The sequence below is a fragment of the Pseudoalteromonas sp. PSi26 genome, assembly GCF_054960575.1.
Window position 1 is genome coordinate 354,488 of sequence record NZ_JBHNYT010000002.1, and the last position, 15,220, is coordinate 369,707.

The 15,220-nt window shown below is 38.9% G+C and carries 14 protein-coding genes; 11 read left to right on the forward strand and 3 right to left on the reverse strand.

Annotated features, from left to right (window positions below):
• The first annotated feature begins 65 nt into the window (after positions 1-65).
• The 5 genes from rpsP to tyrA all read left to right on the forward strand — a co-directional run bounded on the left by rpsP (position 66) and on the right by tyrA (position 3,607).
• Positions 66-314, forward strand: a complete 249-nt coding sequence (gene rpsP / locus ACFI34_RS03690; RefSeq protein ID WP_006792801.1) for a 30S ribosomal protein S16 — start codon at positions 66-68, stop codon at positions 312-314.
• A gap of 17 nt (positions 315-331) precedes the next feature.
• A complete protein-coding gene (gene rimM / locus ACFI34_RS03695; protein WP_006792802.1) occupies positions 332-868 on the forward strand; it encodes a ribosome maturation factor RimM in 537 nt (178 codons plus the stop codon).
• Positions 868-1,635 (forward strand): tRNA (guanosine(37)-N1)-methyltransferase TrmD, encoded by a 768-nt coding sequence (gene trmD, locus ACFI34_RS03700; RefSeq protein WP_033019178.1) that lies wholly within the window; start codon positions 868-870, stop codon positions 1,633-1,635. The genes rimM and trmD overlap by 1 nt, the downstream gene beginning before the upstream one ends.
• A 33-nt stretch (positions 1,636-1,668) precedes the next feature.
• Entirely contained in the window at positions 1,669-2,028 is a 360-nt protein-coding gene (gene rplS, locus ACFI34_RS03705) for a 50S ribosomal protein L19 (protein ID WP_008132530.1), read from the forward strand.
• A 445-nt stretch (positions 2,029-2,473) separates the two neighbouring features.
• Positions 2,474-3,607: a bifunctional chorismate mutase/prephenate dehydrogenase gene (tyrA, locus tag ACFI34_RS03710; protein WP_006794677.1), complete on the forward strand. Its 1,134-nt coding sequence runs from the start codon at positions 2,474-2,476 to the stop codon at positions 3,605-3,607.
• A gap of 59 nt (positions 3,608-3,666) precedes the next feature.
• Here tyrA and ACFI34_RS03715 read toward each other — a convergent pair whose 3' ends face one another.
• Entirely contained in the window at positions 3,667-4,824 is a 1,158-nt protein-coding gene (locus ACFI34_RS03715) for a chorismate mutase (protein WP_462672445.1), read from the reverse strand.
• Positions 4,825-5,183: 359 nt separating this feature from the next.
• Here ACFI34_RS03715 and ACFI34_RS03720 point away from each other — a divergent pair, with 359 nt between their 5' ends.
• Positions 5,184-8,195, forward strand: a complete 3,012-nt coding sequence (locus ACFI34_RS03720) for a bifunctional diguanylate cyclase/phosphodiesterase (RefSeq protein ID WP_462672446.1) — start codon at positions 5,184-5,186, stop codon at positions 8,193-8,195.
• Between the two features lie 15 nt (positions 8,196-8,210).
• On the opposite strand, the gene ACFI34_RS03725 is transcribed toward ACFI34_RS03720, so the two are convergent.
• The gene (locus ACFI34_RS03725) at positions 8,211-8,540 is read right to left on the reverse strand and encodes an SUI1 family translation initiation factor (RefSeq protein WP_462672447.1); all 330 of its coding nucleotides are present in this window, start codon (positions 8,538-8,540) and stop codon (positions 8,211-8,213) included.
• A gap of 134 nt (positions 8,541-8,674) precedes the next feature.
• Between ACFI34_RS03725 and ACFI34_RS03730 the strand changes: the two genes are divergently transcribed.
• The 4 genes from ACFI34_RS03730 to ACFI34_RS03745 all read left to right on the forward strand — a co-directional run bounded on the left by ACFI34_RS03730 (position 8,675) and on the right by ACFI34_RS03745 (position 12,619).
• Positions 8,675-8,980 carry an STAS domain-containing protein gene (locus ACFI34_RS03730; protein ID WP_058551023.1) on the forward strand — a complete coding sequence of 102 codons (306 nt, stop codon included), beginning with the start codon at positions 8,675-8,677 and terminating at the stop codon, positions 8,978-8,980.
• Positions 8,980-10,632, forward strand: coding sequence for a SpoIIE family protein phosphatase (locus tag ACFI34_RS03735; protein ID WP_462672448.1), 1,653 nt, complete (start codon positions 8,980-8,982; stop codon positions 10,630-10,632). Before ACFI34_RS03730 ends, ACFI34_RS03735 begins: the two co-directional genes overlap by 1 nt.
• Positions 10,633-10,688: 56 nt before the next feature.
• Complete coding sequence (locus tag ACFI34_RS03740) at positions 10,689-11,348, forward strand: GAF domain-containing protein (protein ID WP_462672449.1); 660 nt, start codon at positions 10,689-10,691, stop codon at positions 11,346-11,348.
• Positions 11,349-11,428: 80 nt separating this feature from the next.
• Positions 11,429-12,619: an amino acid aminotransferase gene (locus ACFI34_RS03745; protein WP_006794684.1), complete on the forward strand. Its 1,191-nt coding sequence runs from the start codon at positions 11,429-11,431 to the stop codon at positions 12,617-12,619.
• An 86-nt stretch (positions 12,620-12,705) separates the two neighbouring features.
• Here ACFI34_RS03745 and ACFI34_RS03750 read toward each other — a convergent pair whose 3' ends face one another.
• On the reverse strand, positions 12,706-13,911 hold the full coding sequence (locus tag ACFI34_RS03750; protein WP_462672450.1) for an aromatic amino acid transport family protein: 1,206 nt from the start codon (positions 13,909-13,911) through the stop codon (positions 12,706-12,708).
• Between the two features lie 326 nt (positions 13,912-14,237).
• Here ACFI34_RS03750 and ACFI34_RS03755 point away from each other — a divergent pair, with 326 nt between their 5' ends.
• Positions 14,238-15,125 carry a DMT family transporter gene (locus ACFI34_RS03755; protein WP_462672451.1) on the forward strand — a complete coding sequence of 296 codons (888 nt, stop codon included), beginning with the start codon at positions 14,238-14,240 and terminating at the stop codon, positions 15,123-15,125.
• Positions 15,126-15,220: the final 95 nt, after the last annotated feature.

Consider the following 15,220-nt stretch of genomic DNA (forward strand, 5'->3'; position numbering starts at 1 on the left):
ACCGGCTCCCCATACTGGGGAGTAAATCTTATTAATGAAAACAGTCAATCTATTTAGAGGACGGTATGGTAACTATTCGTTTGCAACGTGGTGGCGCTAAAAAACGCCCTTTCTATCAAATTGTGGTTGCGGATAGCCGTTTCTCGCGTGACGGTCGCTTCATCGAGAAAGTTGGTTTCTTTAACCCAATCGCTTCGGGTCAGGAAGAAAAACTTCGCTTAGATTTATCTCGTGTAGATCACTGGGTAGGTCAAGGCGCAGGTCTTTCAGATCGTGTAGCTAAATTAGTTAAAGACGCTCGTAAAGCGGCTTAATAGGCGTAAGTGTAACCATGAGTCAAGAGAACACCTCATCAATAATTGTCGTAGGAAAGCTCGGCGCCCCTTATGGTATAAAGGGCTGGCTTAAGGTACATTCATTTACTGATGATCCCGCAGGGATCTTCGATTTCAGCCCGTGGTTGATAGGGCAACAAGGTAAATGGCAGTCCTTAGAAGTGGTCGACTGGCGTCGCCACAACAAAGGCTTTATCGCTAAATTTGCGCAAGTAAACGATCGAGACGAAGCAATGGCTTATACCCATGCAGAAATCTCAATGGATGCAACGCAATTACCAGAACTACCGCAAGGTGAGTTCTATTGGCGAGATCTCATTGGCATGTCGGTTGTAACTGATAAAGGTTATAACTTAGGCACTGTTGATGACTTGATGGAGACAGGGTCAAATGATGTACTGGTTGTGAAAGCAAACAGTAAAGATGCATTTGGTCAATCGGAGCGTTTAATACCTTTTTTAACTGATTCAGTTATCAAAGATGTTAAATACGACGTAAAAGAAATTACCGTAGACTGGGATCCTGGGTTTTAATGACTCAAACTAGTTCATTGTGGGTTGGGGTGATAAGCCTTTTCCCGGACATGTTTGACGCAATTACCCAACAAGGGGTTACTGGTCGCGCAGTAAAAAATGGGTTAATTAATTTTAACTGCTGGAATCCACGTGACTATGCTTTAGATAAGCACAGAACTGTAGATGATCGTCCTTACGGGGGCGGACCCGGTATGTTAATGATGGTTAAACCATTGGAAAAAGCTATTCTTGACGCTAAAAAAGCGGCAGGTGATGGTGCTAAAGTAATTTATATGTCCCCACAAGGGCGCAAACTTGATCAGCAAGGGGCTAGCGAACTCGCTAACTCTGACAAACTGATTTTGATTGCCGGTCGATATGAAGGTATAGATGAGAGAATAATAGAGTCATACGTTGACGAAGAATGGTCAATTGGTGATTTTATTTTGAGTGGTGGTGAACTACCTGCCATGACATTAATTGACGCAGTAGCGCGGTTGGTGCCAGGCGTGTTAGGTCATAACCAATCAGCAGAGCAAGATTCATTTTCGGATGGCTTGCTAGATTGCCCTCACTACACACGACCAGAAACATTGGACGACAAACAAGTTCCTGCTGTATTACTCAGTGGTAATCACCAAGCGATAGCAAGGTGGCGGCTTAAGCAGTCATTAGGCAGAACTTGGATACGACGTCCTGACTTGTTGCATAACCTAGCTCTGACTGAGGAGCAAGCGGTATTACTCGCAGAATTTCAGCAAGAGTACCAAAAAGCTTGTGGCTAGAAGACAGTTACACCTAGGAAAGTGAGAAACATAATGGCAAAAGTAAACCAAAATATTATTAAAGCGCTTGAAGAAGAGCAGCTTAAAACAGACGTACCTGCATTTGGCCCTGGTGATACAGTGGTTGTACAGGTAAAAGTAAAAGAAGGTGCTAAAGAGCGTCTACAGGCCTTTGAAGGTGTTGTAATCGCTAAGCGTAATCGTGGTCTTCACTCAGCATTCACAGTTCGTAAAATCTCGAACGGTGAAGGTGTTGAGCGTGTATTCCAAACGCACAGCCCTCTTATCGATAGCGTAACAGTTAAGCGTCGCGGTGCAGTTCGCCGTGCTAAGCTTTACTACTTACGTGAGCGTTCTGGTAAATCTGCACGTATTAGAGAAAAACTTAACTAATACGCGCTGTTTATCAACGCAAAAAACGGGTTGCAGTCTGCGGATTGCAACCCGTTTTCGTTTTTAAGCGGTCTAGATTTTTATTGTAATGTTAAGTGGCGCAGGCAATATTAGGTATTTGAAATAGATTGACTCAAAAAACGTTTCTCTTTTTTATTTACTGCAGCTTCGGTTTAAAACGTTTTACTGTTCCTACGCTATGAGGTTATCGATATTTAGCCCACTACTAACAAAACTGAAGACTCATTGAGCAGGCCTACAAAAGCTTCTGAGATGTTGCCCATAATCTAACCAATAACATAAATTCACCGTTGGTTTTAACCTTGCTATATGTGATCAGCCCTTTTAACGTCTAACGTATCCTGTTAGTATTTATCGTATTGATTAGTTTACTTTTATGTAAATATAAATTTACGAAATTGATTTTTTCAAGGTGGGATTGGACGTGGCAAATATAAGTGATTTGGCCCAACTAAGACAAGGCATAGATGAATGCGATGCGCAGCTTGTTGCCTTATTAGCTAAACGCAATGGTATTACCCAAAAAATTGGTGAAATCAAACAGCAAACAGGTGCGCCTTTACATGCACCAGAGCGTGAAGCTGAATTACTAGCTGCTAGGCGGCAAGAAGCGATTAATCAAAATGTAAGTCCCGATCTAGTGGAAGATATTCTCAGGCGGATGATGCGTGAAGCATATCAAAACCAACAGGCTAAGTTGGCGTGTGCAGCGCCATCACTTTCACCTATTGTTATTGTGGGCGGTCAAGGGGCGATGGGGCAGTTATTTGCCCAACAATTTATGCGCTCAGGTTATGACGTCAAAATATTAGATAAAGAGCAGCAAGATGATGCCCAAAGCATTTTAACCGGTGCAAAACTGGTAATGATCAGTGTACCTATTAATGCTCTAGAGTCTGTAGTTGCTAAACTACCAAAATTAGATGATGACTGTTTGCTCGTAGATATTACATCAGTAAAACAATCGCCAATTAAAGCATTAAAAGCAGCTCATAGTGGTCCAGTTGTTGGTTTACACCCTATGTTTGGGCCTGATATTTCACATTGGGTAAAACAAACAGTAGTTGTATGTGAGGGAAGGGAGCATAAGGCGGCGAAAGGGCTATTAGAGCAGTTACAAGTATGGGGGTGTCAGCTTGTAGAGCTAGATGCTAAAAAGCACGATGAAGCCATGCAAATAATTCAGGTCATGCGACATTTAACAACGTTTGTTTATGGGCAGTTTTTAGCAAAGCAAAGCCATACTTTAGCAGAGTTACGAAGTTGCTCGTCGCCGATATATCAATTAGAGCTAATGATGGTAGGGCGTTTGTTTGCGCAATCGCCTGAGCTTTATTCCGATATAATGTTGGCTCAGTTTGATGACGTTGAAAGTTTGTTGGCTCAATACCAAGATACCTTTGCTCAAACGCTTGAAAAGCTTAGGGTAGGTGATAAAGCAGCCTTAATGGAGGCATTTGCAGATGCTAAATCATATTTTTCAGACTCAACTGCGCATTTTTTAACACAAAGCCGCAGTTTACTTAATAAAGCGAATGACGCTAAGGTGCTCGACTAGTTTTACATCAAATAAATGTAAAAGGGGCACATTTTGTGCCCCTTTTGAATAGTCTATATTTAAGTATTCACACTAACAGCTTGTAATGTTTCACTTTGGTAGCAACCTAATATACGCACATATTGGGTATGTTCTTTAAGTTCCTCTAGCGCTTCTTTTACTTGGGTATCAGCCAAGTTTGCTTCTAAATCAACATAAAACACTTCTTCCCACGGGTTGCCTGGGGTAGGGCGTGATTCCAGTTTTACCAAGTTTATTTTGTGTTGCTTGAAAATCATCAGTGCATCAGCAAGTGAGCCGGCTTGTTGTTTGGTCGACATGATTAAGCTGGTCTTCGTTGGTATTTGATTCGACACATGCAAAGGCTTACGCGCTACGACTATAAAGCGGCTGTGATTTTCGCTTTGATTAGCTAAGTTTGATTTAATAACTTCAAGGCCTACATTTTTACCTGCTTGAGCTGAGCCAATTGCAGCACTATTTGGTGTACTGAGCGCAGATTGAAGCGCTGAAGACGTTGAGTCACATGTTTCATGTTGCAATTCCCCTAACCCTTGTAAAAAGCGGCTACATTGCGCGAAGGGTTGTGGATGAGCAAATACTTTTGTGAGCTGTTCAAGTTGTGTATCAGGTTTAGCTAATAAGCAATGCTCAACACTGTGTGTCACTTCACCAACAATAGATACTTGTGCGTGTTGTAGTAAATCAAATACTTCGTTAATACTACCTGAGCTGGTATTTTCAATAGGAAGTAATCCAAAGTCTGCTTGGCCGCTTTCTACCTTGGAGGTGATTTCTTCAAACGATGAACACCCAATTTCAACGAGTTTGCCGGGGCGACGGCTAAAGTACTTATGGCAAGCAAGTTGGCTATATGAGCCTTGCCCACCTAAATAAGTAACACGGTGTGTTTCGCTTAATGCATCAGGGTTTAGGTTTTTTTGCAGCATTGCTTGCTGGTGTAATACGGAGTCTTCTAGGATTGTTTGAAAAACATTGTTTACATAATACGCATCTAAGCCAAGCGACTTGCCATAACCAATTAATTTTTCTAGTAGTGCTAGTTCTCGGGCTTCATCACGAATAGGCTTGTTATTTGCAATTTTATATTCAACAACACCATGACTAATCCGGCGCCGTTTAGCAAGGAGTACAAGTAAGTCAGAGTCTATTTCATTTATATCATGTCTTAATGTGTTTAATACATCGTTGGTCATTTTGGGGTTCCTCATTCCAAAAGTCGTCTGCGTAAATGCAGCATATACAAAAAAGCCTCCCAGTTGGGAGGCTTTACTATTCGATTGATTTATCTCACAAACAGGCCAGCCTCTTTTATATAAAGAAGCTAAAAAAAGAAAAATTAATGCGAGAATAAAATATGTTCATGCAGTTAATGTATGGAGAGTTAGGGGTAATGTCAATAACATACTTTACTAAGATAGTGCTTAAGTATTGATTATTTCAACTTTTGTAATTTTTTTATAAAGTTTACAAAAAATTTATAATAATGAATTTGAATCTGGTATATTTCATTAACAGCTAAATAATTACAACTATTAATAATTAAGGTTGGCTTGTGCTATATAGACGCCCTCCATCGCGTTTTGGAATAAACTCTTTAAGTGTGAAATTGTCGTTACTCATATCCTCAATTTGTTTAATTGCGGGTGTTTGTGCTGCCTTTTTTATGCTTAAATCTGAGGAAAAGCAGCTGGTTTTTGAAGAGCACGAAGTACTAAAAAGCTCGACCGATTTATTAGTAAGGCAATTTAAAGATCGAATAGAAACAAAAGTTAACATTGCTAAGCAAGCTAACAACATAGTTAATGAGCAGTTATTTCAAAAAAACTCCCCAATTGATCTAACCAGTAAAGCACAATTACAGTTTAATAGTGATGGCACTATTCGAAGCGCTTCATCGGATGGTTTATCTGCCGCGTTTTTACCACAAGAAAAGTTTACACCTTTTTACAAACAGTTATTTAATAACTCTGAAGCACTATGGGATGTTATCTCACCAACATTAGTTTATGACTTCTACAATTTTTACCTTATAACCAATGATGACTTTATCAGAATATCGCCACCTAATTGGGCGTTAAATGCTCCTGCTGATTTTCGAGTAAGCGGTGGTTCAACTTATAAGTATGTTCGCGAAAGTTTAGGCAACTCTGTAGAACCTGAATGGTCAAAGGTTTACTACGATAGGGTATGGCATGATTGGGTGATCAGTTTACTGGTCCCTATTTATTCGAATAATGAATTTATAGGGGTTACAGGCAGTGATATTACGCTTAATAAACTCGTGTCTTTTCTACCTATAGGAGACAAAGAAAAAAACTTACTTGTTTTTGATAGTAAAGGCCAATTATTAGCCCACCCAGATTTAAGTACTTCATTACTTGCTGAATACGGAAAAAATAATAAAAAAGTGGCTATGGACGAGTTTGTAAACCCTCAGCTCAAGTCAATTATTAGTGAGGCAATTGCAACAAAGCTTCCTGAATATGCAAGTTCTTTTTTACAAAATGACGAGGCACACTTAATCAATATTCAAAAAATTGATCAGCTAGATTGGTACATAGGGGTTTATAAAAAGCGTTCTTCTACATTGTCTGCTCTGCAAGATTTGAAGCTTAAATTTTTTGGGCTTTTTATTCTTTACGCTATTTTAGTTGCCTTGTTATTGCATCAAGCCTTGCAACATCTTGTGTTACGCCGATTACATTCACTTGTTTATGCGGTATCGAGCTTTGGTCAGGGTAAACTAGATACTCAATTCCCAGAAGAGAACAAAGACGAAATTGGTACGCTTAACGGTTCGTTTAAAGATATGTCGGTTGAAATTCGTAAATTAATAGATGGACTTAACCAGCGAATAACTGAAAAAGAAATAGCCGAAAAAGCAGCTAATCGATTATCAAAAGCAGTTGCTTTCTCTGGCACAGGTGTTGTTATAACTGACGAAAACTTTGTTATCGAATACGTTAACCCCAAAATGTTAGAGATGACAGGTTATCCAGAAAGTCATTTCACTCGAGCGCCACTTTTAAACATTATTGCGTCTGATATGGCTATTTTGGTTGAAGATATTGATATAGACCTACGTAGTCGTAACTATTGGCGCGGTGATACGTTAATTGAAAGCAAAGACAAACAGCCTATTTGGGTTTCATTGAGTGTTTCACCGATACGAGAGGAAGGCGGTAATATCACAAGTTATGTTGCTTCCGCACAAGATATCTCGTTTGTCAAAGAAAGCCAACGCAAAATGGAACAGCTCGCTTATTTTGACACGCTAACAGGTTTGGCAAACAGAACTTTCTTTAGAATGCAGTTGCGCAAATCTCTTGCGCTTGCAGAACGTGGTCATTATGCATTTTCACTTTTTTACTTTGATTTAGATGAATTTAAGCGAATTAATGACACCCTTGGGCATGACGCAGGCGATCAATTATTAATACAGGTCGCGAATAGACTGAAGAAGCGCCTAAGATCAGAGGATACGATTGCACGTTTAGGCGGCGATGAGTTTGCAGTATTACTCAGTGGAATTGAAAGCCAAGAGCACGCAACCGATGTAGCAAATACAATACAGCAAACGCTTAATATGCCAATTATGTTAGGAAATAACGAGGTAATTATAAGCGCGAGTATTGGTATTACTATGGCGCCATATGACAGCCTTGAAGAAGATCAGCTTCTGAAACATGCGGATTTAGCAATGTATGAGGCCAAAGAGAAAGGGCGTAATACGTTCCACTTTTATAGCCAAGAGCTAAATGCAGCCGCAAATGAGCGTTTATTCATTGAAAATGAGCTGCGTATTGCGTTAAAAGAAGATCAGTTTGTGGTTTATTATCAGCCGCAGATAGATAGTCGTACTCAAAAGGTTGTAGGGTACGAGGCATTATTGAGATGGTTCCACCCAACAGAAGGTTTAATACCGCCAGATAAGTTTATTCCTATAGCTGAGGCGACAGGGCTTATTGTTGAATTAGGTGAGTGGGTATTACAGGAGTCATGTAACTTCGTTGTGAGATTGACAGAGCAAAACCGTGAAAATAACGTATCGATTAACTTATCTGCTCGCCAATTTAAAGATTCGAATCTTGTGCCGACCCTAAGTAAGATGATTATTACATCGGGCGTATCGGCTAAACGATTACATTTAGAGTTAACTGAAAGCATGTTGATGGGAAATGTAGAGGCTGCTATTACTCAACTTCATGAGCTAAAAGCGCTAGGTATTTCTATTTCAATTGATGATTTTGGAACGGGGTATTCTTCGCTTAGTTATTTAAAACGCTTCCCGGTAGATATACTCAAAATAGATCGTTCATTTGTGCAAGATATCCCAGAAGATAGCAATGATATGGAAATCACAGCCGCTATTATAGCAATGGCTCAAAAGCTTAATCTAGATGTGGTTGCTGAAGGGGTAGAAACCATAGAGCAAGTTGAGTTTTTACAAAAAAACAACTGTTTTATAGTGCAAGGCTACTATTACAGCCGCCCAATCCCAGAGTCTGATTTACCAGATTTATATTCGAAGCTGGGTGTAGTACCATTTAAAAAAGTAATGTAGTTTTATAATTGCGGGTTAACCACCCGCAATTTTCACTTTAAATTTCAAGCCCTCTAAAATTGCTTTTAACTTATCTCGGTCATCGCCTTGGACTTCAATAACACCTTCTTTTACAGCGCCACCTTGGCCCATTTTACTTTTTATTGTTTTAGCTAACTTTTTTAAGTCATGCTCTTTTGGGTCTATGCCAACAACAAGCATTACGCCTTTACCTTTACGGCCTTTTGTTTGACGCTCAATACGAACAAAACCATCTTTAAAGAGCTTAATATCAAGCTCTTTTTCTGGTTTTTGCTGGTCAATGCGTCCTGTGCTTGTTGAATATACTAAGTGACTATCTGTCATGGTTTACCTTATTCAGTCAAAATGTATTAAATAATGACGTAAATGATAGCAAATTTGCTGTTGTGTGTTTTTCTTTTTGCTAAATACTTTTAACAGGTTATATTTAGTCAAAGATACATTTAACGGAGAAATCGATGAATTTAACTACCCGTACATCAGCCGATGGAAAAGCGCTAACAATACAAATAAAGGGAAAATTTGACTTTAATTTAGTACAGTCTTTTCGCCAAGCCTATGCACAAATAGACAACGGCACTAACAAAGTGATTGTAGATTTAAGAGAAACTGACTATATGGATAGTTCTGCACTAGGCATGCTTTTAAATATGAAAAAAACATTAGAAGATAAAGTGACTGTGTTTGAAATCACTAATTGCCAGCCACAGCTGAAAAAAATACTACAAATATCGCGCTTCGATAAGAAATTTGATATTAGCTAATGGCAGCTCATGTTCTTATTGTCGATGATCAGGCATTAAACCGTATTTTACTAAGCCAAATGCTTAAAGATGAAGGTTATCAAGTATCGATGGCCTTCAACGGTAAAGACGCAATTAGAGTTCTTGAGCATGAAGCTATAGACATTGTGTTACTCGATGTAATAATGCCGGTTATGGATGGTTTTGAGACTGCCAAAATAATAAAAAATAAATACAGTGAAGTTTATTTACCTATTATTTTTATTACTTCGTTAGACGACAAAGCAAGTTTTGAAAAATGTTTAGAAGTCGGCGGGGATGACTTTATTCATAAACCATTTGATAAAGTTATTCTTCACGCAAAAATTAAAGCTCATAGAAGAACTCGTGAGCTAAGTAAAAAAGCGAACCAGCAAAAGCAACTGCTCGAATACCATCATAATCAAATTGAACGTGAACATGAAATTGTTGAGCATATTTTTAATAATTCGCTCGAAAATCAAGACAATTTTAAGCAGCATCTCGACTTTAATTTATCTCCTGCTTCTATGTTTAACGGAGACATGTTTTTAGTTGCGCAAAGTCCAATAGGTAACTTGTGTTGTATGTTGGGTGATTTTACTGGGCACGGCCTAGCGGCTGCTATTGGTGCACTCCCTGTATCTCGTGCATTTTATACAATGGTAAATAAAGGTAAAGCCGTTAATGATATTGCCTTTGAACTAAATACACTTCTTTACAACTTGTTACCGGGGCATATGTTTTGCGCAGCTACTATTGTTGAGCTGAGTGCGTCAGGGAAAAGTATATCAGCGTGGCTTGGTGGCTTACCCGATGCATATTTGATTGATACTGAAGGCAATATAAAAAAAACGCTAGAGTCTCAACACATGGCATTGGGTATATTAGACAAGCAGGAATTTGAGTACGATTTAATACATTTTGAAGTAAATAGTGATACACGTTTAGTTTTTGCTACCGACGGCATTACAGAAACCACCAATAAGCAGGACGAGTTTTTTGCTGAAGAACGCTTTATAGCATCATTAAAAAGTAAGCCCATGATCTCTTGTGAAGATATAATTGCTGATGTGAGTGATTTTGCACAGGGCTTACAACAACAAGATGATGTAAGCATTGTCTTGCTCAACTGTTTGCCTTTGCAGGTGGAAGAAAAGCCGAGAGAGCCTTTTTCAACGCTTGCCTTTAATTTGTCATTGAGTCTTAATTCAAAGCAAATTAAGCAAACCGACCCTGTCTACGATATTGTCAATATTCTTAGTCGTATTGAGGGATTAAATGACCATCGCTCAAACATTTTTTTACTCCTTTCTGAAGCTTATAATAATTCACTTGATCATGGTGTTTTAGGATTAGACTCCGCAATAAAGCTTCAAGAAGACGGTTTTTTTAAGTTTTATGAAATGCGTGAGAAAGCCATAAATGAGTTAAAAGATGCCATGATCATTATTGATATACGCTACTGCCCAGATACACTCAGTTTGCATTTTATCATTTGTGATTCGGGGAGGGGATTCAGTAGCCAGTCAAATGACGAAATGAGTGGCAATAATGAATTTGGGCGAGGTCTTTCACTGCTTGAAGAAATTGCAGAAAAAGTCACATATAACGCCAGTGGTAACCAAGTTGAAATGTCCTATAAGTTGATCTAGCTCTGTGAAAATATCCATGCTATTATTTCCGGAAATTTAGATGTATGGATGGCCAAATGATTTCTTCTTATTTAACGCAGGCGCAGTTGCGCGTTAATGCAAACTTAATTTCAGCCGAGCTTGAAAAGCTTGAGCACTATCTAGCGCATACATCTATGCCAGAAACGCGTTGGCAGTATCAAATACCTGAATTAGGTGAAGGCGGGGCGTGTAGCTTATTTGGTTACTTGCAAGATGAGCCTTTTAACCTTGCTGATTTTATAAATAACGATAGCAATACCAATAGCAAGCTTGCACAGCTGCAAAGTATTGTTAACTATGTGCACGCGCAAACGGGTGTTGACTGGTATGGTATTTATCAATCAACGGACACAGACGAAGGTAAGCAACTTTTAAAGCTTGCTTATCATGGTGTACCTAGCCGCCCTCTATTTCCGCTTACAGAGGCCTTTGCTGCAGGAAGCAATAATGTTCAAGTGGCGTTATCACAAAAAGGTCGCATTATTAATAATGTAGAGAAGTATTTAGCACAAGGTGGAGAGTATTATACCTGTGACCCTAAAGTTAAATCTGAAGTATGTTTGCCTTTATTTAATGCCCAAAATGAGTGTGTAGGTATTATTGATGCGGAAGCATTTGATAATGACTTTTTTGATGACAAAGTTTTGGCCATTTTAATTGCGTGTTGTATTAAAATTCCTCACTCACTCGTGTAAATAACACTAGTCAACGTGATGTGCTTTTATGTTAAGCTAAGCTTAATTGCTAACCCATAAATATAGATAAGAGATAGCCCATGTTCTCAGTATTAAAACCATTACCAACCGATCCTATTCTTGGCCTTATGGCGGCCTATAAAAAAGATACAAACCCTAATAAAATTGATTTAGGTGTGGGTGTTTATAAAGATGAGCACGGTAATACACCTGTATTAAACGCAGTGAAGAAAGCAGAAGCATTTCGCTTAGAAAATGAAACAAGCAAATCTTATATTGGCTTAGCAGGTAACTTAGACTACTGTCAAAAAATGGAACAGTTATTACTTGGTGAGCACCAAGCATTATTAGCAAATCGCGTGCGTACAGCACAAGCACCAGGTGGTACAGGTGCACTTCGTGTTGCTGCTGAGTTTATTAAGCGTTGTAATACAGATGCAACTGTATGGGTTACTACACCTACTTGGGCAAACCACATTAGTTTATTTGAAGCTGCGGGTTTAACCGTAAAAGAATACCCGTACTACGACTACGAAAATAAAGACCTGCTATTTGATGAGATGATCAATACCCTTAAGCAAGTACCAAAGGGTGATGTAGTGCTATTACACGCATGCTGTCATAACCCAAGTGGCATGGATTTAAACGAAGCTCAGTGGAACACAGTAGCAGAGCTTGCTAAAGAAGTTGGCTTTACACCATTAGTAGATATAGCTTACCAAGGCTTTGGCTCTTCACTAGAAGAAGATGCACGCGGACTTCGTATTTTAGCTGATGCCGTTGAAGAGTTAATTATTTGCTCATCGTGCTCTAAAAACTTTGGTTTATATCGTGAGCGTATTGGTGCATGTTCATTAATTGCAAAAGACAGTGCAACAGCTGATGTGTCAAACTCAGTAATGCTAAGTGTGGTACGTAGCATTTATTCAATGCCTCCGGCACATGGTGCTGATATTGTTAACACTATTTTAAGCAGTACAGAGCTTACGCAAATGTGGCATGCTGAACTTGATGAAATGCGTACGCGTATTAATGGCCTTCGTAGTTTAATCAAAGAGAGCTTGGCATCAAAAGACATAGCGCAAGACTTTTCATTTATTGAACGTCAACACGGTATGTTTTCGTTCTTGGGTATTAATAAAGAGCAAATTGAGCGATTACAAAAAGAGTACGGCATATACATTGTTGGCTCAAGTCGTGTCAACGTAGCCGGTGTTAGCAAAGCAAACCTTGATTACTTTGCAAATGCAGTTGCTGACGTTTGTAAATAAACGTAGCTAATATAAAAAAACCGCACTCCATTAATCATGGTGTGCGGTTTTTTATTAACTAAATTTTGGTGTTACAAAAGCAAGCTTTAACCAATTGCAGGTATAACCCCACTCATTTGCATAAATTGCGCAGTAATTATCAGCACACCACATAACGCTGCAATCAATAGGCCTGTACGACCACTGCGTACTTTATAACCAGTGTCGGAACTAGTTGAGGCGCGTTGTTTATAAACCATAGCAACAGGTAAAAATACAGCCAGTACAACTAAAGCTATGGCGGCATAGCCAAGGGCCATTATAAAGCCTTGTGGGTAAAAAAGAGCAAATCCTAAAGGCGGAATAAATGTAATAAGCGCTGTTGTAACACGGCCTTGGCTGTTATCTCCTTGTTTAAATGCATCAGCAAAAAAATCAAATAAACCTAGGCTTACACCTAAAAATGAAGTCGCTAACGCTAAATCAGCAAATAATTTCACCGCTATAGATACATTTGAATTATGTGCAATACCTGCAACACTGGCTACAAAACCACTTAAGCCCTCACTATTGAGTAAATCGCTTTGGCTCATAATGCCTTGGCTTAATAGTTGCCAAAATATGTAAATCACCAAGGGCAATGCTGCGCCTGCAATCATAACTTTACGCAGAACTTTTATGTCAAGACCTACGTATTTAACAATTGATGGGATAGAGCCGTGAAAACCAAAAGATGTAAATACCACAGGAATTGCTGATAATATTAGTCCTTGCTCAACAGGCATTTCGAGTAAGTGCTTTGCTTGTACATAAGGCGTTAGCATATAAAATAAGCAAGCTAAAACAATCACCTTGATTAAAAAGAGTATTCTATTAAATTTATCTACCTTGCTAGTCCCTAGAGTAACCACGCTTGCAATAATGACCGCCAAAATAACGGAGCCAAATTGGGGGGCAATTTCTAAGTCAAATCCAAGGTTGATCCGCTCTTGAAGCTGAGCACCACCGCCTGCGATATAAGCTGCACATAAAGCATAAAATAAAAACACCATTGAAAAATTGGCAATGTATTGACCGCGCTTCCCAAGCCAGCGTTTAGCAAGTGTATTTAACGTTGCATCACGAGGAGCAAACTGATGTAGCTCTAGCATAAGCAAGGCGGTGTAAGTCATTAATATCCAGCTTGCAACAATGAGTGCAAGTGCAGTCATAAAACCTAAGCCAGCAGAAGCGATAGGTAAAGCAAGCATACCAGCACCAATAGTGGTACCAGCTACAATTAACATGCTGCCTGTTGTTTTATTTTTGAGCACTTAATTACCTTAATTATTATTAATTTACACGCACCATATAACTAGAACGGTAAAACTCAAATAGTTTTGTTATAAATGGCATTAAATAAAATGTAACTTACATTTTACAGCTGTATATTTAAGCATTTTATAATCTTTAATATGATTAAATATCTATCCATAAACCCTTTACAGCGTATAATTCTATTACTAGTTATTGAGCGTTTATATCTTAAGATTAAACTGATCTTTAAGTACGTGTACTGTAACTAGTGCATTAATACGCTTGGCTGGCTTTTTCCCTCAAAACCCACTCGCCTTATTTTTAACTTACAAAGGAATGGTACGTGCCTGTTAAAGTTTCATATTTTTTAATGGTTCTTATATGGTCCACCACACCGCTGGGTATTGTGTGGAGTAGTGAGAGTGTTTCGCCATCACTAGCGGTGTTAATGCGTATGCTCGTTGGGCTATTCATTGGTGCGCTTGTTGTTGCAGTCACTAATGTAAGAGTGCCATGGAGTAAGCAAGCTTGCCTACTCTATGCTTACTCAAGCATTGGTATTTTTGGTGGCATGTTATTGAGTTATATGGCGGCTAGAACAGTGCCTTCTGGCATTATTTCACTTATGTTTGGATTGGCACCTATTTTATCTGGATTGCTTGCTCAACAGCTATTAAACGAGCCTAAATTTAGTTTTATAAAACTCATTGCTTTAGCAAGTGCGTTAGTCGGACTTTATTTTGTAAGCTATAACCAAGTACAAAACTCACAAACTCAGGGACTTGGGCTTGTATATGTATTTATGGCTGTGTGCTTTTTTAGCTTAAGCGGTGTGATGATAAAGCGGGTGAAAATTGCAATTCACCCTATGGCCACAACATTTGGTGCACTAGTATTTGTAACGCCATTATTTTTTATTGCGTGGTGGGTGCTTGATGGTGAGCTTAATATACAAAACTGGAATTTAAGGTCGCTTTGGGCAATTGGTTATTTAGGACTCTTTGGGTCGTTAATAGGGGCATTGGCATATTTTCATGTTTTACAAAACTTAAACGCGAGCACCGTTGCGTTAACAACACTTATTACACCTAGCTTTGCAATAGGGTTAGGTGCGTGGCTTAATAACGAGCCACTAAGTAAAGAGCTAATAATTGGCGCTGCTATTATTGTAATTAGTTTAGGCTTTTTTCAATTTGGTGATAAATACTTAAAAGCTAAAAGTAAGCGCTAGGGCGTGTTTAATTTTTTGTGGCATAAAATGTCTTCAATCGAGGGGCAATTAATTAAATCACGGCGCAAAGTTTGTAACCTCGTGAATTAAGCAAA